Source organism: Shewanella sp. 0m-8 (assembly GCF_052977265.1).
This window is the reverse complement of record NZ_JBRIMB010000039.1, coordinates 19,222-44,402: the sequence shown is the minus strand read 5'-3', so window position 1 is coordinate 44,402 and position 25,181 is coordinate 19,222. Positions and strand designations below refer to the sequence as shown.

At 46.1% G+C, this 25,181-nt stretch carries 21 protein-coding genes; 2 read left to right on the top strand and 19 right to left on the bottom strand.

Annotation, left to right across the window (positions count from 1 at the left end; translation table 11 throughout):
* Positions 1–604: 604 nt before the first annotated feature.
* Together secA and ACVBIO_RS16260 are read right to left on the bottom strand one after the other, a co-directional pair.
* Positions 605–3,328, bottom strand: coding sequence for a preprotein translocase subunit SecA (secA, locus tag ACVBIO_RS16265; protein ID WP_447172994.1), 2,724 nt, complete (start codon positions 3,326–3,328; stop codon positions 605–607).
* A gap of 60 nt (positions 3,329–3,388) precedes the next feature.
* Positions 3,389–4,288 (bottom strand): M23 family metallopeptidase, encoded by a 900-nt coding sequence (locus ACVBIO_RS16260; protein ID WP_447162410.1) that lies wholly within the window; start codon positions 4,286–4,288, stop codon positions 3,389–3,391.
* Between the two features lie 27 nt (positions 4,289–4,315).
* Here ACVBIO_RS16260 and ACVBIO_RS16255 point away from each other — a divergent pair, with 27 nt between their 5' ends.
* Positions 4,316–4,768, top strand: a complete 453-nt coding sequence (locus tag ACVBIO_RS16255) for a DUF721 domain-containing protein (protein WP_447162409.1) — start codon at positions 4,316–4,318, stop codon at positions 4,766–4,768.
* 7 nt (positions 4,769–4,775) lie between these two features.
* Here ACVBIO_RS16255 and lpxC read toward each other — a convergent pair whose 3' ends face one another.
* From lpxC to mraZ, 15 genes are all read right to left on the bottom strand, one after another.
* Positions 4,776–5,696, bottom strand: coding sequence for a UDP-3-O-acyl-N-acetylglucosamine deacetylase (lpxC, locus tag ACVBIO_RS16250; RefSeq protein WP_447162408.1), 921 nt, complete (start codon positions 5,694–5,696; stop codon positions 4,776–4,778).
* Between the two features lie 177 nt (positions 5,697–5,873).
* Entirely contained in the window at positions 5,874–7,061 is a 1,188-nt protein-coding gene (ftsZ, locus tag ACVBIO_RS16245) for a cell division protein FtsZ (RefSeq protein ID WP_447162407.1), read from the bottom strand.
* 31 nt (positions 7,062–7,092) lie between these two features.
* Positions 7,093–8,328, bottom strand: coding sequence for a cell division protein FtsA (ftsA, locus tag ACVBIO_RS16240; protein WP_012157000.1), 1,236 nt, complete (start codon positions 8,326–8,328; stop codon positions 7,093–7,095).
* A 3-nt stretch (positions 8,329–8,331) separates the two neighbouring features.
* Positions 8,332–9,096 carry a cell division protein FtsQ/DivIB gene (locus ACVBIO_RS16235; RefSeq protein WP_447170067.1) on the bottom strand — a complete coding sequence of 255 codons (765 nt, stop codon included), beginning with the start codon at positions 9,094–9,096 and terminating at the stop codon, positions 8,332–8,334.
* Positions 9,097–9,200: 104 nt separating this feature from the next.
* Positions 9,201–10,670, bottom strand: coding sequence for a UDP-N-acetylmuramate--L-alanine ligase (murC, locus tag ACVBIO_RS16230; protein ID WP_447172993.1), 1,470 nt, complete (start codon positions 10,668–10,670; stop codon positions 9,201–9,203).
* 1 nt (position 10,671) lies between these two features.
* Positions 10,672–11,769, bottom strand: coding sequence for an undecaprenyldiphospho-muramoylpentapeptide beta-N-acetylglucosaminyltransferase (murG, locus tag ACVBIO_RS16225; protein ID WP_447163522.1), 1,098 nt, complete (start codon positions 11,767–11,769; stop codon positions 10,672–10,674).
* A gap of 8 nt (positions 11,770–11,777) precedes the next feature.
* Positions 11,778–12,998, bottom strand: coding sequence for a cell division protein FtsW (gene ftsW / locus ACVBIO_RS16220; RefSeq protein ID WP_447162404.1), 1,221 nt, complete (start codon positions 12,996–12,998; stop codon positions 11,778–11,780).
* Positions 12,988–14,307 (bottom strand): UDP-N-acetylmuramoyl-L-alanine--D-glutamate ligase, encoded by a 1,320-nt coding sequence (gene murD / locus ACVBIO_RS16215; protein ID WP_447163452.1) that lies wholly within the window; start codon positions 14,305–14,307, stop codon positions 12,988–12,990. The genes ftsW and murD overlap by 11 nt, the downstream gene beginning before the upstream one ends.
* Before the next feature lie 65 nt (positions 14,308–14,372).
* Entirely contained in the window at positions 14,373–15,455 is a 1,083-nt protein-coding gene (gene mraY / locus ACVBIO_RS16210; protein ID WP_447172992.1) for a phospho-N-acetylmuramoyl-pentapeptide-transferase, read from the bottom strand.
* Positions 15,455–16,834: a UDP-N-acetylmuramoyl-tripeptide--D-alanyl-D-alanine ligase gene (locus ACVBIO_RS16205; RefSeq protein WP_447162401.1), complete on the bottom strand. Its 1,380-nt coding sequence runs from the start codon at positions 16,832–16,834 to the stop codon at positions 15,455–15,457. The genes mraY and ACVBIO_RS16205 overlap by 1 nt, the downstream gene beginning before the upstream one ends.
* Positions 16,831–18,297, bottom strand: coding sequence for a UDP-N-acetylmuramoyl-L-alanyl-D-glutamate--2,6-diaminopimelate ligase (gene murE, locus ACVBIO_RS16200; protein WP_447172991.1), 1,467 nt, complete (start codon positions 18,295–18,297; stop codon positions 16,831–16,833). Before murE ends, ACVBIO_RS16205 begins: the two co-directional genes overlap by 4 nt.
* Positions 18,297–20,033 carry a peptidoglycan D,D-transpeptidase FtsI family protein gene (locus ACVBIO_RS16195; protein ID WP_447172990.1) on the bottom strand — a complete coding sequence of 579 codons (1,737 nt, stop codon included), beginning with the start codon at positions 20,031–20,033 and terminating at the stop codon, positions 18,297–18,299. Before ACVBIO_RS16195 ends, murE begins: the two co-directional genes overlap by 1 nt.
* Complete coding sequence (gene ftsL / locus ACVBIO_RS16190) at positions 20,030–20,344, bottom strand: cell division protein FtsL (RefSeq protein WP_447162398.1); 315 nt, start codon at positions 20,342–20,344, stop codon at positions 20,030–20,032. Before ftsL ends, ACVBIO_RS16195 begins: the two co-directional genes overlap by 4 nt.
* Before the next feature lie 17 nt (positions 20,345–20,361).
* Positions 20,362–21,309 (bottom strand): 16S rRNA (cytosine(1402)-N(4))-methyltransferase RsmH, encoded by a 948-nt coding sequence (rsmH, locus tag ACVBIO_RS16185; protein WP_447162397.1) that lies wholly within the window; start codon positions 21,307–21,309, stop codon positions 20,362–20,364.
* Positions 21,310–21,338: 29 nt separating this feature from the next.
* Positions 21,339–21,797, bottom strand: a complete 459-nt coding sequence (gene mraZ, locus ACVBIO_RS16180; RefSeq protein ID WP_447162396.1) for a division/cell wall cluster transcriptional repressor MraZ — start codon at positions 21,795–21,797, stop codon at positions 21,339–21,341.
* Positions 21,798–22,297: 500 nt separating this feature from the next.
* On the opposite strand from mraZ, the gene ACVBIO_RS16175 reads away from it, so the two are divergent.
* On the top strand, positions 22,298–22,726 hold the full coding sequence (locus ACVBIO_RS16175) for a hypothetical protein (protein ID WP_447162395.1): 429 nt from the start codon (positions 22,298–22,300) through the stop codon (positions 22,724–22,726).
* Positions 22,727–22,748: 22 nt separating this feature from the next.
* On the opposite strand, the gene glpK is transcribed toward ACVBIO_RS16175, so the two are convergent.
* Together glpK and ACVBIO_RS16165 are read right to left on the bottom strand one after the other, a co-directional pair.
* On the bottom strand, positions 22,749–24,230 hold the full coding sequence (gene glpK, locus ACVBIO_RS16170) for a glycerol kinase GlpK (RefSeq protein WP_447162394.1): 1,482 nt from the start codon (positions 24,228–24,230) through the stop codon (positions 22,749–22,751).
* Positions 24,231–24,241: 11 nt separating this feature from the next.
* The gene (locus tag ACVBIO_RS16165) at positions 24,242–24,778 is read right to left on the bottom strand and encodes a nuclear transport factor 2 family protein (protein WP_447172989.1); all 537 of its coding nucleotides are present in this window, start codon (positions 24,776–24,778) and stop codon (positions 24,242–24,244) included.
* Between the last annotated feature and the right edge of the window lie 403 nt (positions 24,779–25,181).

Here is a 25,181-nt window from a genome sequence, read left to right as displayed (position 1 = left end):
TCTACACTCTCCAGTGGCGGCGTCAAGCGCTTATTTTAAGAAGTTTTTCAAGCGATGATTTCTTATACACTCTCGTGAAAAGTAGCAAAACCCGAAGCTCTTAAAGCGATTGTCACCTGAGATTAATTTCCGTAGAAGTTAATCTCTCTAACGCTGTGTGCTTGGCTAGTTGCCTGCTTCACCGTGTCAGTGGGGTCGCATTATAGGGAGATTCGAAAAGAGCGCAAGTGCTTTTTTCGAAAATAAACGCCTTTTTTTAATGTTTTAATTTAAGCACAACTTAGCCACTAGTTACCCTCAGACTTATCCACAAAACTTGCTTTCAGCGACGCTTTTATCGCCAGCACCAAATTAAAGTTAAGCTATTTCTACACGGTATCAATGTTACTGTGGTTGGATTGCACCACTCGTTTATCTTCTTACTGTCTTCTTACTCGCTTCTTACTAGCCTATCTTCATATATACATAACTTATGTAGCAAGGCGCTATTTGGGTTAAGAGCCAGACTTAGGAAACTAATAAATTAACCCACTATCCTTTTTCATTGGTAATAAAAAAGGGCGACTCAATGAGTCACCCTTTTCTTTAGTATTGTTTTGCTATTCTAGCTAAGCTTGCCGTGGCATTGCTTGTACTTCTTACCAGAACCACATGGGCAAGGGTCATTGCGACCAACTTTCTCGCCATCGCGAACTGTTGGTTGGGTAGCAGCCAATGCAGCACTTTCTTCTGCGCCCACTATAGCTTCAGCTTGTGCATGTTGATAATCACGACGGATCTTGGCATCTTCTTGGCGACGACGCTCTTCCATCTCTTCAACATCTGATTGTGCCTGTACTTGTACTTTAGACAGGATGCTAATCACATCGTGCTTTAGTGATTCAAGCATCTGCTGGAACAACTCAAACGATTCACGCTTATATTCTTGCTTTGGATTCTTTTGTGCATAACCACGCAAGTGAATACCTTGACGCAGGTGATCCATTGCAGAAAGGTGCTCTTTCCACAAACCATCAAGCGTTTGCAGCATGACCGCCTTTTCGAATTGACGTAGAACTTGCTCGCCTACCATCTCTTCTTTTGCTTTATATGCATTAACCCAAGTATCAACAATACGCTCACGCAAGGTTTCTTCATGCAAGTCATCTTCTTTATCCAACCATTCTTGAATTGGCAGACTCATTGCGTATTCTTGCTGTAGGCGTTTCTCTAACCCTTCAACGTCCCAAAGCTCTTCAACAGACTGACGCGGAATATATTGATCGATGAGGCCGTTAACCACATCTGCTTGGATATTTGTGATCGTTTCCTGAATACTTTCAGCATCCATCAACTCATTTCGTTGAGCATAAACAACCTGACGCTGGTCATTAGCAACATCATCAAATTCAAGTAACTGCTTACGGATATCAAAGTTACGTGCTTCTACTTTACGTTGTGCATTTTCGATAGCGCGTGACACCCATGGATGCTCAATCGCTTCACCCTCTTCCATTCCAAGTTTCTTCATCATTGAAGATACGCGGTCAGAAGCAAAGATACGCATTAAGCTATCTTCCATAGATAGATAGAAACGAGATGAACCAGCATCACCCTGACGACCAGAACGACCACGTAGCTGGTTATCGATACGGCGAGACTCGTGACGTTCAGTACCTAGAATATGTAGACCACCGGCTTCAACAACTTCATCATGACGAACTTTCCAGTCAGCTTTAATCTTAGCTTTCTGCTCGTCAGTTGGGTTAGCTAGCGCATCAATTTCCATGTTCCAGTTGCCGCCCAACACGATATCGGTACCACGACCGGCCATGTTAGTTGCCACTGTTACCGCACCAATTCGACCAGCTTGAGCAACAATATCAGCTTCACGCTCGTGGAACTTAGCATTCAAAATCTCATGCGGGATCTTTTGTTTCTTAAGTAAGCTGTGTAACAGTTCTGATTGTTCAATCGATACTGTACCGACCAATACTGGTTGTCCACGCTCACGGCAGCCAACGATATCTTTTACGATTGCAGCATACTTTTCGTCAGCTGTCAGATAAACCAAATCAGGGTTATCTTGACGAACCATTGGACGGTTAGTCGGAACAACCACTGTATCAAGTCCGTAGATGTGTTGGAATTCGAATGCTTCAGTATCGGCAGTACCCGTCATACCCGCTAACTTTTCGTACTGGCGGAAGAAGTTCTGGAAAGTGATTGAGGCTAATGTTTGGTTTTCATTTTGAATATGAACCCCTTCTTTAGCTTCTACCGCTTGATGCAAACCTTCAGACCAACGACGACCAGGCATAGTACGGCCAGTATGTTCATCAACAATAACGACTTCGTTATCTTGAACAATATAGTCTACGTCTTTTTCAAATAAGGTATGGGCACGTAGTGCTGCATTTACATGATGTAATAAAGAGATATTAGCAGCAAAATAAAGCGAGTCGCCTTCGGCTAGCATGCCACGCTCAGTTAGCAGTACTTCAACTTTCTCTTGACCACGTTCGGTCATGTGCACTTGCTTTGACTTCTCATCAACTGAGTAATCACCTTCACCCACATACTCTTCAGTATCTTCTTTATCTTGCGCGATAAGATTTGGGATCAGTGTATTGATCTTGATGTATAGCTCTGAGCTATCTTCAGCCGCACCAGAAATAATTAGCGGCGTACGTGCTTCATCAATAAGAATCGAGTCGACTTCATCGATTAGTGCATAGTGAAGTGGACGTTGAACGCGCTCACTTGGCGAGAACGCCATGTTGTCACGTAGGTAATCAAAACCGAATTCGTTGTTAGTACCGTAAGTAATATCTGCATCATAGGCAGCTTTCTTTTCTACTTGCCCAAGACCCGCAACGTTAATACCAACGGTTAAACCAAGGAATTCGAAAAGAGGACGGTTGTTTTCAGCGTCTCGACCCGCAAGGTAATCGTTCACCGTGATGACGTGTACACCTTTGCCCGTTAGACCATTAAGGTAGGCTGGCAGAGTTGCCGTCAGTGTTTTACCTTCACCGGTACGCATTTCTGCAATACGGTTACTATCCAGGATCATGCCACCAATAAGCTGCACATCGAAGTGACGCATATCAAATACACGCTTCGAGGCTTCACGTACTGTCGCGAATGCTTCAGGTAATACGCCTTCTAATGTTTCACCGCCGTCTAAACGCTCGCGGAAGTGGGCCGTTTTTGCTTTTAAATCTTCATCAGATAGCTTTTCGTACTCAGCCTCTAGTGCGTTAATTTTATTAACGACTTTACCAAATGCTTTAAGTGTACGATCGTTGCGACTACCAAATACTTTTGTCAGTAATTTACCAAACATCTGAACCACTTCTATGTTGTTGGCCAAGTCCCTTTGAGAGCCTGAAAGCCTATTTTATGATTAACCTGCCTTGCGGTAGACATACTTTTGCGGATCGATCTGCTGTCCACCACGCAACACTTCATAGTGTACATGAGGCCCAGTTGAGCGCCCAGTACTTCCCATCACAGCGATTTTATCGCCTTTAGCGACCACATCGCCCACAGTTACTGACAAAGCTTTATTGTGACCATAACGAGTGCTTAGACCATTTCCATGATCAATTTCGACTAACTCACCATAACCAAACATCTTGTCCGCCCATGTAACTACGCCACCTGCTGTCGCGATTACATCGACGCCCTCTTTTCCAGCAAAGTCGATACCTTTATGCATCGTTCTTTTACCGTTAAAAGGATCATTACGTAAACCATAGGGCGAGGATAACCAACCTTTCTGGATTGGTCGCCCAGATATATAACGCTCTTCATCTATATGGAGATTAGATGCTACTGTTTCAAGTAGTGATAACTGAACATTATTATTATCTATTCGAGACACCAACTTATCCATATCTGCGATAAGCTGATCGAGTTCGATGTTAGTACCCAACTCACTGATACCACCAACACCGACTTCTGAAGAGAAATCAAATTGATCTTCTAATTGATTATTGAGAGCAACTTGCTGACCCAGTGCTTCTAAGCGCGTGAGTTTAGCTTGCATACGAGCAACGTGGGCAACCAACATCGAAAGTTGAGTCTCTGTCGCACTCTTTAGCGCGACTAACTCATCTTTTTGTTCTTCACGAGCCATACGCTCGCCGTCGACATTAGCTTGTTGCTGTGTAAGTTGCTTGGCATTGTGCTGATAAAGACCCGTACCTGCTGCGATGAGCAAAATAGGCAATAGCAGCCAACGCTTTCCTGGTTGCCAGCGTGTGGCACCATTTCGACCTTGAATAAAAACTGTTACACTCATAGCCTAATTAAGCCATTTTATTATCATATGAAAAAGCCCCCACAGGATCTCAGTCAGTTACTACATCAGCAAGGCACAATGCCTAACTTAGCTGAAAAGGCAGAACTGTTATTACACTTAGATCGCTACGTGAAACAAGTGCTAACTGGTCCAGTGACAGAGCAACTAAAGGTTGCCAATTTACGCCAAGGGATCTTGGTTATTGAAACAACTACGGCTGCTTGGGCGGCAAGAATTAACTTCCAAAAACCCAAAATATTACAACAGCTGCAAGCCGAAACGCTACCCATGCTTACCGCAATCGAGGTTAAAGTCAACCCAAGCTTGTTAATGTATGAAACAAAACCCAAGGTCGCTCACAACCTAATTAGTGAAAATGCCGCCGCTCATATTGAAGCGTTAGCTGAACATACTGAGGGGACATTAGCGGTAAAACTAAAACGGCTGGCTGCATTAGCCAGCCGTTCAAGGCAATCTTAATTCGCGATTAAGCGAATACAGCACCCGCAGGTACCGAGAAGCTGACTGGTGCGTCGGCTTCTTTTTCAAAACTGACAATTTCCCAAGCGTCCTGCTGTGCAAGCATGGCACGTACTAACTGATTGTTAAGTGCGTGGCCAGTTTTGTATGCACAGAACTCACCAACAATAGCGTGACCCGCTACATATAGATCACCAAAAGCGTCAAGAATCTTATGCTTAACGAACTCGTCCTCATAACGCAGGCCATCGGGGTTGAGGACGCGATATTCGTCAAGAACAACAGCATTTTCCATGCTGCCACCTAGTGCAAGATTATTCGCTCTTAGGTACTCAATATCGCGCATAAAACCAAAGGTTCTTGCACGGCTGATATCTTTCACAAAAGCAGACGATGAAAAATCCATAACCATATGCTGCTGACTACGCGCGATCTCTGGGTGGTTAAAGTCAATTGCGAAATCGACTCTGAAGCCTTTAAAAGGTTTCAACTCTGCCCACTTATCACCGTCTTCAACACGGATAGGTTTAGTGATTTTGATGTATTTTTTAGCGGCGTTTTGCTCTTGAATACCTACAGACTGAAGTAGGAAAACAAAAGGACTCGCACTGCCATCCATAATTGGAATTTCAGGCGCGTCAACTTCGATAACTGCGTTATCAATACCTAGTCCGGCTAGCGCTGCAAATAGATGCTCAATTGTTGAGATACGAACACCATCATCATTTACCAAGGCAGTACACATAGTCGTTTCACGAACTTGATCGGCAACAGCTGGTATTTCAACTGCAGGCGACAAGTCGGTACGAACTAGCTTAATACCGGTATTGATGGGCGCGGGTTTAATGATCAACGTAACCTTGTTGCCGGAATGCAATCCAACACCAGTCGTTTTAACCATTTCTTTTACAGTTCTTTGAAAAATCATGTATTTACCCGTTCATTATCTCAACAAAAAAGCGCTAACCGCACACTTTTCAGTCGTGTGCAGGCTATGCTGGTCGGATATCTTAGCATATCTTTGCAAATTCACCAAAACTCACTCAGCTTTAGGACAATAGTTTAGTATTGCCTCATACTTCTTAACTATTTATTAACACTAAGATTAATCAGCTTGCTTACGCAAAAATGCTGGGATATCTAAGTAGTCAAGATCGCTCTTTTTTTCAGCCACTGGTGTTGCTACTTGAGGCTGAGTTGCAGCTGCAGTATTACCGTGTGACATCGTTGGAGCGATAGCGTCTTCTGCTGCAAAGCTCTCTACACGAGGCTCAGCTGGAACAATCGGCTCTGGACGTGGAGCAGGCTTAGATACTAGCTGGATATCCGGCTTCTTTTCTGCGCCAATACCCGTAGCAACAACCGTTACACGTAGCTCATCAGACATTTCAGGGTCGATTACCGCGCCCACAACAACAGTTGCGTTATCAGAAGCATAAGCCTTAACGTGGTTACCCACAGTCTCGAACTCTTCAATGCTCATATCCATACCCGCAGTGATGTTAACTAATACGCCACGCGCACCAGCTAGATCAATATCTTCAAGTAATGGACTTGCAACAGCCGCTTCTGCAGCTTCTTCAGCACGATCTTCACCGCTTGCTACACCGGTACCCATCATGGCATTACCCATTTCAGACATAACCGTTTTTACGTCGGCGAAATCGACGTTGATTAGACCTGGGCGAGTAATTAGCTCGGCAATACCTTGAACCGCGCCAAGTAACACGTTGTTAGCTGCAGCGAATGCATCTAATAAAGACGTACCACGACCTAACACTTTAAGTAACTTTTCATTTGGAATGGTAATTAGCGAGTCAACATGCTTAGCAAGCTGCTCAATACCTTGATCCGCGTAGGTCATACGCTTCTTGCCTTCGAATGGGAAAGGCTTGGTTACAACAGCAACAGTAAGAATACCTTCTTCACGTGCAATTTCTGCAACTACTGGTGCAGCACCAGTACCGGTACCACCGCCCATACCCGCAGCGATAAAGATCATGTCTGAACCTTTAATCGCATTACGAATGTTTTCTCTGTCTTCTTCTGCCGCTAAACGACCGATTTCAGGGTTGGCGCCAGCGCCTAAACCTTTGGTCACATCGCGACCCAATTGAATTGTGGTCGTTGCAGCAGACTTACGCAATGCTTGTGCGTCAGTATTTGTTGCTACAAACTCAACACCTTCGATGTTGTGTTTAACCATATGCTCAACAGCGTTACCGCCGCCACCACCGACACCGATGACCTTAATCACCGCTTCGTCTGAATGACTATCCATGATCTCAAACATGGTCTTTTCTCCGTTATGCCTGCGTTATTAACTAAAACTCGCCTTTAAACCAGCTCTGAACCCGATTCCAAAGACTGGTAACCCCTTGTCGTTCAGGACGTTCGAACTGTCGTTCGATCACTCTGCGCGCACCATAGTGAAGCAACCCGACTCCGGTAGAGTAAATAGGCTGATCCACATATTCGTGTAAACCTTTAACTGGCAGCGGCTGTGCCATTCTCACTGGCATACCAAATGTCGCTTCAGCGATATCAACGGCACCTTCAATCGATGCGGTACCACCAGTAATGACAATGCCTGCTGCAACCTGATCTTCTAAGCCGCTATCGCGTAGCTGCTTTAAGATCAATTCAAATAATTCTTGGTATCTAGGTTCAACCACTTCCGCTAACGTGTGACGTGACATGCTACGTGAAGGACGACCACCTACTGAAGGCACCTCGATACTGTCTTCACGGCTCACCATCGCGCTACGAGCGCTAGCGTGCTGCACCTTAATCTGTTCTGCGTGTGACAAAGGTGTACGGAATATCTTAGCGATATCGTTAGTCACCTGATTACCCGCAACGGGCACGACAGCACAGTGACGCAGTGCACCATTGGTATAAACCGCAATATCGGTTGTACCGCCACCAATATCGACCAAGCAAACGCCTAAGTCTTTCTCATCATCAGTCAGTACTGAATCAGCTGAAGCGATGGCTGAAAACACTAAGTCGTCAACTTTTAAACCACAGCGCTCGACACTCTTAGTGATGTTCTTAGCCATGTCATTGGCACAAGTCACGATATGAACCTTGGCTTCCATACGCATACCTGACATGCCAATTGGGCTCTTAATGCCGTCCTGTATATCAATAGCGTATTCTTGAGGCAATACATGCAAGATACGACGCTCAGTTGGAATTTTGACAGAGCGAGCCGTATGGATCACATTGTCGACATCTTCTTGAGTCACTTCTTCGTCGTTAATCGACACCATGCCGTTTTCATTCTGACATTCGATATGTTTGCCAGAAATACTTAAATACACCGATGAGACCTGGCAATCTGCCATTAACTCGGCTTGATCCAGTGCTCTTTGTACGCTGCGGACGATAGAGTCGAGATCGTTTACGCCGCCTTTATCCATCCCCCTTGAAGGATGGTTTCCCAGACCGACAATACTGATCTCACCGTCAGGCAATACTTCACCAATGATCACAGCGACTTTTGATGTCCCTATGTCCAATCCCACAATCAGATTTCTATCTAGATTCTTGGTCATTAATTAACGGCTCTCTTTTTGTGCATCATCCCAACCTACGGCCAAACCTGTGTCGTAGCGCAAATCCACAATAGCTACCTGTTTATCTTGCTCTGCAAGTTTTGGGTAGACGTGGATAAATCTTTGTATCCTTGCCATCTTATCTTCTCGACCGAGCTCCAGCTTAATGCCATTATTTAGCTCAGCGTGCCAAGCATGCCTTGGACTTAAGCTTAAACTTTGTAAGTTAAAGCCATTAATTCTTAATAACTCGCCTACCTGCTGGTAAGTAGTTAGTACCGACTTACCTTGCTCTTCAGGACCCGTCAATATAGGTAAATTAGGTATACCTTCTTTCGCCGGTGCATCAAACACTTCGCCGTAAATATTGAGCCAAGCATCACCATTCCAATGCGCAACTGGTTTTTGTTCAACCAAATATACCTTTAACTTGGCTGGCCACTCGCGCCTAACGGAGGCTTGGTAAACCCAAGGTAATGCTTCGAGGGCTTCTTGCACTTGGGTCACATCAGCCGAAAAGAAACTCCTCTGCATCAAATCCTGCAATGCTAGTTGGATCTCTTTATCGTCTGTATATAAGCGCTCCCCTTTAATCGCTACCGCTTCAATAGGTAGCGCATCAGCATCATTTAGCACGGTATTGAGTTTCATCACTGCCATCGATAAACCAATCAATACGCACAGTAAGAACGCTAAACCAAAACACAGATACCAATCAGCTTGCGAAAGCAAAACTCGAATACGCTGACCTTTCTCGCGCCAAGACACCTTAGGCTTCCTTTTGCAACCGGGAACTCAGAAAATCGGCCATTATATAGCCCTTATTCCAAGCGTCAAAATTAGATGTGTAACTTAAGGTATATAACTCTAAATTACGCATTTTTTTCATCAGTAGTCTCAGTACCAAAACCCAAATTCGATTCGGCAAGGCTACGTGATAACAACCCAATACTGCCAGCCCCTTGGGTCAGCAGTAAATCACCGTCTTGCAATATCTCTGGTAAAACGGTTTCTAGCTGCTCGGTGCTCGCAACAAATACAGGCTCAACCTGACCACGAACACGAATAGAGCGACACAATGCCCGACTGTCAGCCCCCGGAATAGGTGCTTCACCTGCGGCGTATACATCTAACATCAACAGGCAGTCGACTTGTGATAGTACTTCTACAAAGTCCTCATACAAGTCGCGGGTACGACTGTAACGGTGCGGCTGATAGATCATCACCAAGCGGCGTTCAGGCCAACCGAGTCTGGCAGCCTTTATCGTGGCGGCAACTTCACTTGGGTGGTGACCATAGTCATCAACCAATTTAATCTCACCTTTCGCGGTACTAAACTCGCCAATTTGCTGAAAACGACGACCAATGCCTTGAAACTCACCTAAAGCAGCAATAATTGCTTCATCTTCGATGTCATCTTCAGTAGCTACGGCAATCGCTGCCAGCGCGTTTAACACGTTGTGCTCGCCTGGCAAGTTAACTGTTAAGCGCACATCTGCTAACCCTGCACGTCTAACCGTGAATGCGCTGCAATAGCCTGTTTGCTCGAAATCTAGCGCCTGCACATCAGCGTCATCGCTAAAACCGTAAGTCACTACACGACGACCAATACGTGGAATAAGCTCTCGTACAATAGGGTCATCGATACAGACTACTGCAACCCCATAAAAAGGCAGGTTATGCAGGAAATCAACGAAGGTTGTTTTAAGCTTTTCTAGATCACCTTCATAGGTATCCATATGGTCAGCTTCGATGTTAGTCACGACACTGACCATCGGCTGCAGATGTAAAAAGCTCGCGTCACTCTCATCAGCTTCAGCAATTAAGTAACGGCTATGACCTAATCGAGCGTTAGTACCTGCGCTATTTAACAAGCCGCCAATCACAAAAGTGGGATCGCGCTCTGCTCGACCATAAACACTTGCGATCAAACTCGTCGTAGTCGTCTTACCGTGAGTTCCGGCAACAGCGACACCATGACGGTAGCGCATCAGCTCAGCTAGCATTTCAGCCCGACGCACCACGGGGATCCTAAGCGCTTTTGCTGCAACCAACTCAGGGTTGTCAGCGCTAATCGCGGTTGAAACAACAACCACGTCTACACCTTTAACTTGGCTTGCATCGTGGCCAATATAGATGGTCGCACCAAGTTGAGCTAATCGCTGAGTGACCGCACTTTCAGCGATATCTGAACCACTTAACTGGTAACCTTCATTAACAAGCACTTCCGCTATGCCGCCCATACCCGCACCACCTATTCCAACAAAATAGATGTGCTTAACCCTGCGCATTTCAGGGATCATGGATCTTAGCTGCGAATACTTCTCTGCTTTGTTACTCATCTCAACCCTTCTGTGCTAATCGAATACAGACGTTGGCGACTCTTTGAGTTGCATCTAAAATGGCAACGTCTCGAGCACGCTGGCCCATATTGCATAATTCTTGTTTATCAGATGCCAGCATCGACAATTTAGTCATTAACTTGCTGGTATCGACTATAGGCTGTGGCAGTAAAAATGCTGCCCCAGCGTTAACTAATACTTGGGCATTTTTAGTCTGATGATCATCTACCGCATGTGGGTATGGCACTAGCAAGCTCGGTAAACCGACTGCAGCTAATTCAGATACGGTTAACGCACCAGAGCGACACACCACCACATCAGCCCAGCGATAAGCCGCTTCCATATCATCAATAAACTCAGCAACGCTTACGCTGCCATCTTGGCCTAATCGTTGATATTCGGCTTTAACGCTCGCTAAATTATCACGCCCAACTTGATGCCAAACCGTCATTGAATGGGTTTTACTCACCCCTTCGAGTACACTTGGCATGACATCATTAAAAATCTTTGCTCCCAAACTACCGCCTACAACGAGCACTTTTAGCGAATCATCGTCACAGGCAGGCTTTTGCTTTTCGCCAAGGGCGATAAGCTCTTTGCGGATAGGATTACCGACAGTTTCAGCTTTAATGTCGGTAAAGGTACCGTCAAAGGCACATAGCACCTCAGAGGCGATACGCGACAACAATCTATTGGTCATGCCCGGAATCGCATTCTGTTCATGCAACACCAAAGGTATGCCACACATCTTGGCAGCAACGCCGCCAGGACCGCTAGCAAAGCCGCCCATGCCCATCACCACATCGGGCTTAAACTTTTTAATAACAGCACGCGCCTGCATCACCGAACGTAGGATCTTAAATGGCGCAGCGAGCTTTCGCATCAAGCCATTACCACGCACACCTTTAATATCGATAAAGTCGATATCAAAGCCATGTTGTGGCACTAATCTCGCTTCCATTCGCTCTGCAGTGCCTAACCAACGCACTTTCCAGCCTTGCTGACTCAAATATTTAGCCACCGCTAGCGCAGGAAATACATGGCCGCCAGTTCCGCCAGCCATGATTAAAATGCGTTTTTCTTCAGCTTGGTTAGTCATTAATTCACTCATTGTTTACTTGTCCGGCCTTCAACGGCCTGAATAACACTTAATCGTCTTTCATGGTCTATTCGGATAAGCAACATGGCTGCCGCCGTCATGACCCACAAACTACTACCGCCATAGCTAATAAATGGCAGAGTTAATCCTTTGGTTGGTAACATACCAATACTGGCACCAACGTTTACCACGGTTTGAAAGCAGATCCAGATCCCGATGCCATAAGCAAGATAACCTTCGAATGCTCTTTCTAGTGCTAGACACATACTGCCGAGTTTAATCGCTCGCAGTGCAACAAATAGCAGCACTGCTAATACGGCGATAATGCCGATAAACCCTAACTCTTCGCCAATAACCGCAAAGATAAAGTCAGTGTGCGCCTCAGGCAGATACTCTAACTTTTGAATACTGTTGCCTAAGCCTTGGCCAAACCAATCACCGCGTCCATACGCCATAAGAGATTGAGTCAGCTGATAACCGCTACCGAACGGATCTTGCCACGGGTCGAGGAACGACGTTACTCGGCGCATTCGGTAGGGCTCAAGTAATACCAAGGCCACGAATGCTAATATCCCAGTTAAGATCAATGCGAAGAAGTCCAGTAATCGCGCGCCCGCTAAAAACAGTAACCCGACGGTACCCACAAACAGTACGACCACAGTACCTAAGTCTGGTTGCATCAAAATCAAAAACGCATATACAGCAAAAACAGCAATGGGCTTATAAAAGCCTTTAGCGTTTTCTCTAATCTCCTGGTGGCGTCGTACCAAGTAGCCAGCCATGTAGATGGCAAAGGCAAACTTAGCTATCTCGGCTACCTGAATACGGATTGGCCCTATCGATAACCAGCGGGTTGCTCCATTAACGGTTGTGCCCACAAACAGCACCGCGACCAGCATGACACCAACGACGACCAACAACCACGGACTAAAGTGTTGCCAATGGCGCATCTCTATTTGCAGCACCACCGCCGCAATAATAACGCAACCGACTAAGTAAGCGCCGTGACGCCAAACAAAATGAAACGGATTGCCGGTCAAGGTTTGCGCCTCTGGCATAGAAGCTGACATCACCATCACAAAGCCAAAGCAGATAAGTGACAACACCGCAAACATTAACGGCCGATCATATAGCTGCATTCCTGGTGCCGAGGTGTCATTAAACAAATTCGGCAACGACCACTTAAAGCGGTTGCCAAATAAGCTTAACTGCTTCTCGCTACTCGCCATGAAGCGCTTCTACTAAGCTGCGAAATTCATCCCCGCGAGCCATAAAGTTGGGGTACATATCTAAGCTGGCGCATGCTGGTGACAAAATCACGATATCACCTGCTGTCGCTATCTCATGCGCCTTGGCAACAGCCTCTGCCATTGTCTTTACTTTTATTGAGTCCGCTTTTAACGCCGCGACTTTATCGCCATCTTTACCCAACGTGATTAGCTGGCTGACTTTGCCTAGTACTGGTACTAACGGAGAAAAGTCTGCACCTTTGCCGTCGCCGCCAGCGATCAAGATCAGTTCACCTAAGTGATCACTTAAGCCCTCGATTGCTGCGACAGTCGCGCCAACATTGGTCGCCTTAGAGTCGTTGACATAAGTCACGCCAGCAATATCAGCAATCACTTCACAGCGATGAGCTAATCCACTGAATGTCTTAGCGACCTCGATTTGAAAATCTCGCCCAATACCTGCTGCAGTTGCTAACGCCATTGCCGCTATGACATTTGCATGGTTATGACTTCCCACAAGCACCACATCGCTAACAGACATAATCTGGCTGTTACCTTGCACGACCATTCCACCTGAAATTCCCCAGTCATCAACTTCTGGCGCATTTAAACCAAAACTTTGCTGATTAGTCGGATTATTCGGAATGGTTAATGGGTCTTCGCGATTAAACAGCACCATTTTGGTTTGTTCATACAGCTTAAGTTTTGCCTGGCGATATGACTCTAGATCGCTGTAACGATCCATATGGTCTTCGCTAATGTTGAGGCAAGTTGCTGCTGTGCACTGCAAACTCAGGGTAGTTTCAAGCTGAAAACTCGATAACTCTAAAATATATAAATCTTTAGGCTCCAGTAGTAGGTCCAAGGCTGGTATACCGATATTGCCACCAACAGCGTATGAACAAGCGCTGGCTTTAGCCATCTCGCCCACTAAGGTTGTGACCGTGGTTTTACCGTTAGAACCGGTAATACCAATCACTTTAGCAGAGGTTTTGCTCACTTCTCTCGCGAAAAGTTCCACATCACCAATCACCTCAATCCCCATATCGAATGCGACCCTAACTTCTGGGGTTTCGCATGCTATACCAGGACTGATGATGATCTGCTGCGCTTGCACTAAATAGCGACAATCAAATCCACCCGCGACTAACTCTACTTGAGGAAAGTCTGCCGCTAAGGTGTCAGCACCAGGAGGCTGAGTTCGGCTATCCATCACTAAAGGGACAATGCCTTGCGCACACAGGTAACGCACAACAGATAAGCCTGTTGCACCTAAACCTAAAACGATGTGTGAATATTGCTGCGCCATATCAGACCTATGTAATCCTGTTGTTTAAATTAACTGTGCTATCTAATTTCAAGCTGTTATTTAGCTTATCTAAGCTTTAATGTCGCCAATCCAAGTAGGACGAGGAACAAAGAAATAATCCAAAAACGTACAATCACTCTCGGCTCCGGCCAGCCCTTCAACTCATAATGATGATGAATAGGTGCCATGCGGAAGATGCGCTGTCCACGCAGCTTATAAGAGCCAACTTGTAGGATCACCGATACAGTCTCCATCACAAAGACGCCACCCATAATCACCAATAAGATTTCTTGACGAACCAACACCGCAATTGCGCCTAAAGCTGCACCTAGCGCTAAAGATCCAACATCACCCATAAAGACTTGCGCTGGATAAGTGTTAAACCACAAGAAGCCTAGGCCTGCACCAACAATTGCGGTACAAACGATCACAAGCTCACCCGCACCAGGCAAGTAAGGAAGATGTAAGTAGCTAGCAAACTGAACGTGACCAGACAGGTAAGCAATCAAGGCAAATGCTGCCGCGACCATAACCGTCGGCATAATCGCCAAACCGTCGAGACCGTCAGTTAAATTCACTGCATTGCTTGAGCCCACAATAGTGAAATAAACCAGCACGATAAAGAAGCCGCCAAGCTGAGGCATAATATCTTTAAAGAAAGGCACGACTAACTGGGTTTCACCCGGGCTTTGTGCTGATGCATATAAATACACTGCTATAACTAGTGCAGCCAAAGATTGCAGTAAGTACTTCCACCGAGCAATTAAGCCTTTAGTGTCTTTACGCACCACTTTATGGTAATCATCAATAAAGCCGATTAAGCCAAAGCTACCTAATACAAACAGCACTACCCATACGTAACGGCTACCAAGATCGCCCCACAACAACACACTAATAAACACACCGGCAAGGATCAATAATCCCCCCATCGTTGGCGTGCCGCGTTTGCTAAAGTGCGATTCAGGACCATCATTGCGCACGACTTGGCCAATTTGCATTAACTGCAAGCGTGCAATCATCTTCGGTCCCCACCAAAGACTAAATACCATTGCCGTCATCAAGCCTAAGATTGCTCGAAAGGTGACATAAGAAAATACGTTAAACCCACTGTAAAACTGGGTTAAATACTCAGCCAGGTAAACCAGCATTAAACAAACTCCCCGCGACCATAGGCCATTGTTAAAGCTTCGACTACACGTTCCATTCTCGCACTGCGAGAACCTTTCACTAGCACTGTGATTTCAGCCGGTAACTCATTAATGTATTGAATTAATCCTGCAACTAAATCATCGATATCGTGATAGTGAGTGGAACCAAAAGCATGACTTGCACCTTCGCTTAGCGTACCGACACAAAACAGCGCGTTAACGCCTTTGGCCTTGGCTAATTCCCCAAGCTCACAATGCAAAAGGGCGGCATTGTCGCCTAATTCGCCCAAATCGCCCAGCACTAAACAGCGATTTCCTTTAATTTCTTGAAGCCAGTCAATTGCAGCGCCAACCGAAGCCGGATTTGCATTGTAACTGTCATCAATCACTGTCACTCGTCCAAGTTGACTTGGCAGCATACGTCCTTTTACAGGTTGTAGCTGACTAAGTCCTTGGCAGATCTCAGCTAAAGACAGATCCAGTGCAAGGCACATGCTTGTAGCGGCCAATGCATTTGACACCTGATGACGTCCCGCTAACGGCAATTTAACTCTATGTACTTCTGCACCGTAGCAAAGGCTAAAGGCATAACGTCCATAGGCGTCAGCCATCAAATCTGTTGCAAAAACATCAAGATCTCTCGACGTTTCATTTTTAACGCCAAAACATAACTGCTTAACATGGCTAGACGCCTGAAGCATGACATCAGCAAATGCATCATCGGCATTAATCACCGCGGTGCCACCAGTGCCAATATGGTTAAAGATCTCAGATTTGGCCTTAGCCACGCCCTCTAAAGAACCAAAGCCCTCAAGGTGAGCCGACGCCACGTTATTGACCATGGCAACACTTGGCTTAACTAAGCTAGAGGTATAATCAATCTCACCAGCATGGTTTGCTCCGAGTTCAAATACGCCAAATTCATCACCCGCTTGTAACCTTAATAGGGTCAAGGGCACACCAATTTCGTTATTGAAATTGCCTGCGGTATAAAGCACTTGATGTTTCTGCGTCAAAATTGTCGCAATCATCTCTTTTACGCTGGTTTTACCGTTTGAACCGGTTAATGCCACACAAACTGGGGCAAGCTTTTCACGCACATATGCACCAATCTCACCCATCGCCTTTTGACTATTACTGACGATAAGCTGGCTGGCATTTATCGGCAACTCACGCTCAACCAGCAACGCATTAGCACCCGCGTCGACTGCAGCTTGTGCAAAAACGTGGCCATCAAAATTCTCGCCTTTCAGTGCCACAAACAGGGTTTGGCTGTTTACTGCACGACTGTCGCTTGAAACGCTATCTATCAGCACGTCGCTGCCAACAAGTTGACCATTTAAGCGGCTCGCTAGCTCGGCCAAAGAAACGCTAATCATGCTTCACCTTCTGCAATGGCTCTTGTAAATGCTCTTTCATCGTAATTCAATCTTGCACCATTAATCTCTTGATAGGTTTCATGACCTTTACCTGCTAGCAATACCATATCGCCCGCAACTGCCTGAGCCACAACTTCTTTAATAGCCGCTTGACGATCAACTTGTGTTAACGCGTCTTCAGGCCGCTGTAGCCCCGCTAAAATATCGGCAATAATTGCATTCGGATCTTCACTGCGCGAGTTATCGTTAGTCACCATCACCTTATCGGCAAACTGCTCTGCACTGGCGGCCATCATAGGGCGCTTGCCCTTATCTCTGTCGCCACCACAACCGAACACACACCAAAGCAGGCCTTTACAATGCACTCTGAGCGCTTTTAGCGCCTGCTCAATAGCATCTGGAGTGTGGGCATAATCAACCACCAATGTGACGCCATTTTTAGTGGTAACACGCTCCATACGACCTGCTACCGGCTCCAGCTTTTCTGCTAGTGCCACCAGCGCATGCATATCTTCACCGAGTAGGTAAAGCGCGCCTAGGGCTGCTAATAGGTTTGAGAGGTTAAAGTCGCCGAGTAACGGAGAGTTAAGCTTGGCCTCACCCGTTGGCCAAACCAAGGTGCATGACACGCCACCATCATGAAAATGACAATCTTTGCTATAAATGGCAGCCTTGGCATCCGCTTTGATACTAAAGCCGATAAGCTTGTCTGACGCTAGCTCTGCAAGCCAGTCTCGACCTAAGGCATCATCACAATTAATTAAGCCCGCGCGTAGGCTGGCAAATTGGAACAAGCGCTTTTTGGCTGCACCATAGGCATCCATGGTGTGATGATAATCTAAGTGATCACGACTTAAGTTGGTAAATACCGCCACATCAAATGGAACCGCCTCGACCCGCCCTTGCACTAGACCATGGCTAGAGACTTCCATTGCGCAGGTATCGGCGCCGCGTTGTTCAAAATCTTGCAACTGTTTAATAAGCGTGATGGGATCGGCGGTGGTGTTGCCACTATCAACAAGTTCGCCCCACAAACCATTACCTAAGGTCCCCATCACCGCAGTTGTTTTACCCTGCAATAATTGCAACTGTGCCACTAGCTGAGTCACAGAGGTTTTGCCATTAGTCCCTGTCACGCCAATAATTTGTGGGCGCGATTGCGACAGTGGATAAGCTTGCGCAGCCAAGGCTGAAATTTGTCTATTCAGCTGGAAAAATAGGATCTGGAGCCCAGCCTCATTGATAACCTTACCGTGCTCATCGGGTGAGTCGGTATGCACTAAGGCTGCGACTGCACCGCGCTCAAAGGCTGCAGTAATATATTTGCGACCATCGACTTGATAGCCTGGAATAGCAACGAACAGGTAGCCAGCTTGTACAGCACGGCTATCTAGTGTGAGCTCCAAGAAGTCTTCGGCTCCCGAATAATGGAACCATGGCGCTAATAGATCGCGTATTAGCATTATTCAACACTCCTAGAATTAGCAGCTAAACGGACCTTTTCACGATTTGAAATAGGCTCAACGTTTAGCATTTGTAAAGCACCTGACATGACCGCGGCAAAAACGGGCGCCGCAACATCGCCGCCATAATAGCGATCGCCTTTTGGCTCATTCACTACAACGGCAATGGCGAGTTTAGGATTGTGCACAGGAGCAACGCCGGCAAATAACGCTACGTAGTCTTCGCCATAACCACCGGCTACCGCCTTACGTGCAGTACCGGTTTTCCCCGCTACTGGATAACCTTCAATATGGGCCTTACGCGCGGTGCCACCTTTTTCTGTCACTCCAACCAACATCTCCATGACACCTTGTGCCACTTCAGGAGAAAGCACTTGGGTACCTTCAGGCTTTTGTTTTAGTTTTAAAATCGAAACTGGGTACAGTACGCCCTTGTTGCCCAAAATTGAGTACATTCTTGCAAGCTGTAGTGGTGTGGCCATTAAGCCGTAACCAAAAGACAAGGTCGCACGTTCAAACTCAGACCAACGACGACGGTCGTGAATAAGCCCGGCACTTTCACCTTCTAAATTTATTCCAGAATAATTACCCAGCCCCATGGTTTGGTAGGCGCCTAATAGTTCCTGCACTGGCATAGATAACGCAATCTTTGTCATACCCACGTTACTGGAATGCACCAAAATGCCACTCAGGGAAAGATCGCCATAGTTTCGACCGTCACGGACAATCTTACCGCCGATACGCATGCGGCCAGGGTTAGTCTTAATAATGTCATTCGCTTTAATGGTGCCAGCTTCGAGTGCTGCGGCGACCACAAACGGCTTAATCGTTGAACCGGGCTCGTAAGAATCGGTCAATGCACGGTTACGCATACGATAACTTTGCAGGTTTTCGCGTGAATTAGGGTTGTACGATGGCGTGTTAGCCATTGCCAATACTTCACCGGTATGCACATCTAACACCACGATAGAACCGGATGTTGCTTGGTTAATCTCAGTGGCTTTTTTAAGCTCGCGATAGGCAAGCTGTTGAATGCGTTGGTCAATACTTAGCACTAAGTCATTAGGGCTCTCGCCCTCCTGCACCATATCAAGACGCTCGACGACATGACCGTCACGTGACTTTCGTACTTTTTGCTTGCTCGGCGTGCCAGTTAGCCAGTCGTTATAGCTATTCTCAAGCCCTTCAATGCCTTTATCATCGATATTGGTGATACCTACTAACTGCGCCGAGATCTCACCGGTTGGGTAATAACGACGTGATTCAGGCTTAAGGTAAACACCCGGTAGCTTTAACTGTTTGATATAGTCGGCAACCGCTGGAGTCACTTGGCGTTTAAGGTAGGTAAAGCGTTTACGAGGATTAGACTGAACACGTTTAAGAATATCTTCTTTTGGCTCATGCAAAACATCCGCTAATGCTTGCCAGCGGCGCATATCAGCAAAACCATTCTTGTCATGAACCACTTTAGGATCGGCATATACCGCTTTGACCGGCACACTCACCGCGAGCATCTCACCATTACGGTCGGTGATGAGGCCACGCTGCACTTCACGACTCGTGGTGCGCAGTGTACGCATGTCACTTTGGTGACGTAGCATTTCAGGCTCGATGATTTGAATATAAGCAGCTCGGCCAACCAAACTGGTAAACAGCAGGCAAACAAAAGCCACCACGACGTATAAACGCCATTGGATTAACTGTGGTTTTTGTTTACGCTTTGCCTGTTTGCTCATGGCACTCTTACGACAACCTCATCTTTTGGTAGCGGACGATTCATATTAAGCTCTTTAGTCGCTATGCGGGTTATACGGCTATGCTCAGACCGTGACTGCTCTTCTAAAAGCAAGTTACGCCATTCAATATCTAGCCTGTCTCTTTCTTGTAATAACTGATCCCACTGGCTGGTGTACTTTCGTCCTTCATGACTGGTGTACACCACCGCAATCGCATTTAGCATCACCAGCAATGCTAAGATCATGACCCATTTGTGATGCCAAAGATCTAGCAACACGATTCGAGTTAAATTCAATTGCGATTTACTCACGCTAACCTCTAGCTCACTTACACTTCGTAAGGTAAGCGTTGGGCAATACGCAGCACCGAGCTACGTGCTCTTGCGTTACGCTCAATCTCTTCTGCTGAAGGCTTAATCGCTTTACCAACGCCCTTGAGCTTACGTGACTTATTAATCTCTTCTTCAGTAATAGGCAGGCCATGAGGTACGCTTTCGCCTTGGCTATTACGACGAATGAAGCGTTTTACCATACGGTCTTCAAGCGAATGGAAGCTGATCACTGACAAGCGACCTTCAGGCGCTAACACGGTTAATGCGCCTTCTAGAGCCTGGTCAATTTGCTCTAGTTCACTGTTGATATAAATACGGATAGCTTGGAATACGCGAGTAGCTGGATGCTTATTACGCTCTTTGTTCTTAGTGATTCGAGCGATTAAGTCCGCAAGCTCTTTGGTGCGCAAAAAAGGGGCTTTCTCACGATCGGCTGCGATACAGCGAGCAATATGGCGCGCATTTTTCTCTTCGCCATAGGTTTTAAACACCCACGCCATATCTTCGATTTCGGCGCGAGCAATCCACTGGGCTGCAGTTTGTCCCTGAGAGTTGTCCATACGCATATCTAATGGGCCGTCTCTTAAGAAACTAAAACCACGTTCCGCATCATCGAGCTGAGGCGATGAAACGCCAAAGTCCAACAACACGCCATCAATTTTGCCTTTCAGGCCTAACTCTTCTACATAGTCTGCCAACTGGCCAAAACCACCATGCACAATTTGAAAACGGCTATCATCTTTAAACTGCTGCGCCGCTGCGATCGCCTGCGGATCACGATCGATAGCAATCAATCTTCCATTCGGTCCAAGTTCTTCAAGAACTTTTCTAGAATGACCACCACGACCAAATGTGCCATCGATATAGATGCCATCAGGTTTTATGTTTAAGCCAGCAACTGTTTCCGTTAACAGGACTGATAGGTGTTCAAATTCTTGTGTCATGGGTTTCTTCTACTTTTAAGTATCACTCGCTAAAGTGAAAAATCTGCCAAACGTTCGTTAGCAGCCAAATCTTCATTAAGAATCGCTAATCGACTCTGCTCAATCTGTTGTTGCCATGCCGCTTCGTCCCACAGCTCAAACTTGTTGAGCTGACCGACTAACATCGCCCGCTTATCTAAATTGGCATATTGACGTAAAGGCGTTGGTAATAGCATGCGACCGTTACCATCTAATTCACATTCGTGGGCGTATCCGAGCAACATGCGTTTAATTGCTCTTTCGGTAGGCTGTGTGTCGGAAAGTAACGCGAGTTTAGCTGCAACTTTGTCCCACTCTTGAATGGGATACAGCAATAAACAAGAGGATTGAATATCTACAGTGATCACAAGTTGACTATTATGGCAGGCGTGCAGCGGCTCACGGTATCGCTTTGGTATTGCGATCCGTCCTTTTGTATCAAGGTTTATAGCGCTGGCTCCAGAAAACACCTTATTGTCATCCCTGTTATTCTATAAATTACCCACAAATATCCACATTTCCCCACAACAGCTAAGTTTAGGGATAGAACGCAAGACTTGTCAAGGAAAGCCGCTTATTTAAGATCCAGCAACCAAGCGGGTTAGCAGCGCATTTTGATTAAAATAAAATGAATAAGCCTACTAGGGATTTAAGTGGGGATGCTATGTGACTTCTGGGCTAAAAAGTAGGAAAAACAGACAGAAGACAGGGGGGCATTGACCGCATTTAAAGCCCATTGTGGATATTTCCCCCATAAAATTGACGTTAACGCAGATGACCTTATTCAAAATTGCCAGATAAAAGCACAGTAGCATCGAGATGACTTAGCTTTAAATTAATCATAATTAACCAAATTGGTTGCAAATTACGCCTCCAATACAGGATAAATTTGCTCACCTCAAAATAAAGGCTAAATTTTAACCAGCTCATGCCGATAAATGGATAATCACATTTAATGCTGGGGTGCCAAATGATTAGTCTAGATAGTGTATATGCCATGCTTGCTAAGCCGGTCTTATCGAAGCTAAAGACTAAGGAAAAAGTAAAGCGTATCGATAATAGTGCTGCAATCAGTGCCGATAGCCATGAGCCGCCACAGTCTCAACTACCGCCTCACCTAGAAAGGCGCTCTTCAAGCGATGATAGGCGCAAAGATCAACAAATTGCTTACCAACTCGACCCCAGCCTAGAGAGAAGAAAAGGCGCAAGCAAAGACCGCCGAGCTAAAGAAGCACAAGATAATCCAGAAGAACTGACTCTGCCGCAAATAGCTCAATCAGCTGAGGCGACTCATTCTAACCAGCCAACTCATTTTAACGAGCCTGCTAGCTCAACAGAGTCTGAACCCGCAACAAAACAGAGTGAGTCGATCCACACTAAGATCGACATCAATGTATAGCTTTGTGGTTAGTGGTTATCGCTTAGCGGATCCGAGCCACAGCATCTTGCCAGCCTTGATATAAGCTATCGCGTTTTTGTGCCGTGATCTGTGGCGTAAAGCTACGCTCCACTCCTGCTTTCAGCTTTAGCTCATCAGTTGACTCCCAAAACCCGACCGCCAATCCCGCTAGAAATGCGGCCCCCATGGCCGTGGTTTCAGTTAAATCAGGCCGCTGAACTTCAACATTGGTAATATCTGACTGAAACTGCATTAAGAAATCGTTCGCTACCGCACCGCCATCGACTTTAATCTGCTTAAGCTCAACATGACTATCTTTAGCCATGGCATCAAGCAAATCACGACTTTGATAAGCTATCGCTTCAAGTGCGGCCCTAATGATATGGTTACGATTAGCGCCCCGAGTTAACCCCACTAAGGCGCCCCTCGCGTCTGGATCCCAGTATGGCGCGCCCAAACCGACAAACGCAGGAATTAAATATACCCCATGGGTATCTTCAACTTTAGAGGCAAAGTATTCGGTATCTTGTGCATCACGAATAAGCCCTAGCTCATCTCTAAGCCATTGCACTGTGGCGCCGCCCATGAAAACCGAGCCCTCTAGCGCGTAATTCACCTCACCATTAGCACCAATGGCTATAGTGGTTAATAGCCCATGCTGTGACTGAACGGCCTCAAGACCGGTATTCATTAATAAGAAACACCCGGTGCCATAAGTATTTTTTGCCATCCCCTCTTCAATACAAAGCTGACCAAACAATGCCGCCTGCTGATCGCCAGCCATACCTGCTATAGCAATATGGCTACCTTCACCCACGATACGAGTATGACCGTAAACAGCCGAAGAAGGTTTGACCTCTGGTAAAATTGAACGCGGAATATTGAGCGCCTTAAGCAGAGTCTCATCCCACTCTTGGGTGTGAATATTAAATAACAGGGTGCGCGATGCATTCGTTGGATCGGTGACATGGGCTTGTCCCTCGGTGAGCTTCCACACCAGCCAGGTATCAATCGTGCCGAATAGCAACTCACCTTTTTCCGCGCGCTCCCTCACTCCTGCTACATTATCCAGAATCCACTTAATTTTTGTGCCAGAGAAATAAGGATCAAGCAGTAAACCTGTTGCTTGCTTAACATAATCTTCCAGCCCCTGTGCTTTTAAGTCATCACAGATAGCTTTACTACGACGGCATTGCCATACAATTGCATTGTAAACCGGCTTGCCTGTCGCTTTATCCCATATCACAGTGGTTTCGCGCTGGTTGGTAATGCCGATAGCGGCAACATCTTCACTATGAATGTCAGCTCGCGCTAATGCCTCAATGAGTGTCGAACTTTGCGAAGCCCAGATCTCCATCGCGTCATGTTCAACCCAACCCGGTTTTGGGTACATCTGACTAAACTCACGCTGGCAGCTAGCGACCATATTGGTATTGTGATCAAACACGATGGCTCGAGAACTGGTAGTACCTTGATCCAGTGCAATGATGTATTTCTTTGACACGTATGCTTTCCTTATTGACGCGTTTCTTTTAATAGGCTGATCTCTGGCTGAACAATGCCTGGCTCGCTGTTCTCTACCCATGTGGTTTGATCACAAGCATGGGCAGGGTAATACCAAACCGCACTAATTTTATCGCCCGATAACTGATAAACACCAAGGCTACACTGACTACTTTGCTCACCTTCATGGCTCCAAGTCACCTCTTCAACGGTACTGACATAATTTGCCGACACGACTATCTGCCTCAATGTGGCATGGGCGTCAGTTAGACTGGAAAAATAGTCCGTCATAGCCGCCCCCAGCTCATGCTGAGTCGCTGTTTCAACATCCATTTTAGTGCCCGATAAATTAAACCAATGCACATTAGGCGTAGTATGTTGCAGTAACTGCTCGACACTATGATTATTAAAGCCTTGAATAAACTGTTTTACGACTGTCACAGAATCGGGCTGTTGAGCTTCAATCGCTAAAGTATTACTAGCGCTAGCCAGTGGCGATACGCTCATCAATGCTGAACCGATAGCCAGTAACCAAATCTTGGGTTTCATGGTGAACCTCTTATTTATTTTTATGCTTTTGGGCAGTGGGTTGAATAACGCACTACAAGGAGACCTTGTAGTTATCATCATCTAAATGTGCTTCATTCTTTTTTACCACGAAACTGACCGCTCATCCAACTCAGCAGTAGTTATACCCATCAGTATAAGAAAGTGCTCGACTCAGTATGTTGTTGGCAAACGAATTAAAGGCCAATAAATGATGCTATTGTTGACCGCGCTCTACATGCAAGTGCTCCCCGGCAAAGTCATTTAACTAGAAGTCATTTATCTAGAAGTCATTTAACGTAAAAGTCGGCAGCGAAATGTTCTAACAAAAAGCCTCGCATAGGCGAGGCTTTAAATTAAAACTGTCAGGGCTAAACACCTTAATTGTGGCTAAGGTAAGTCCCGT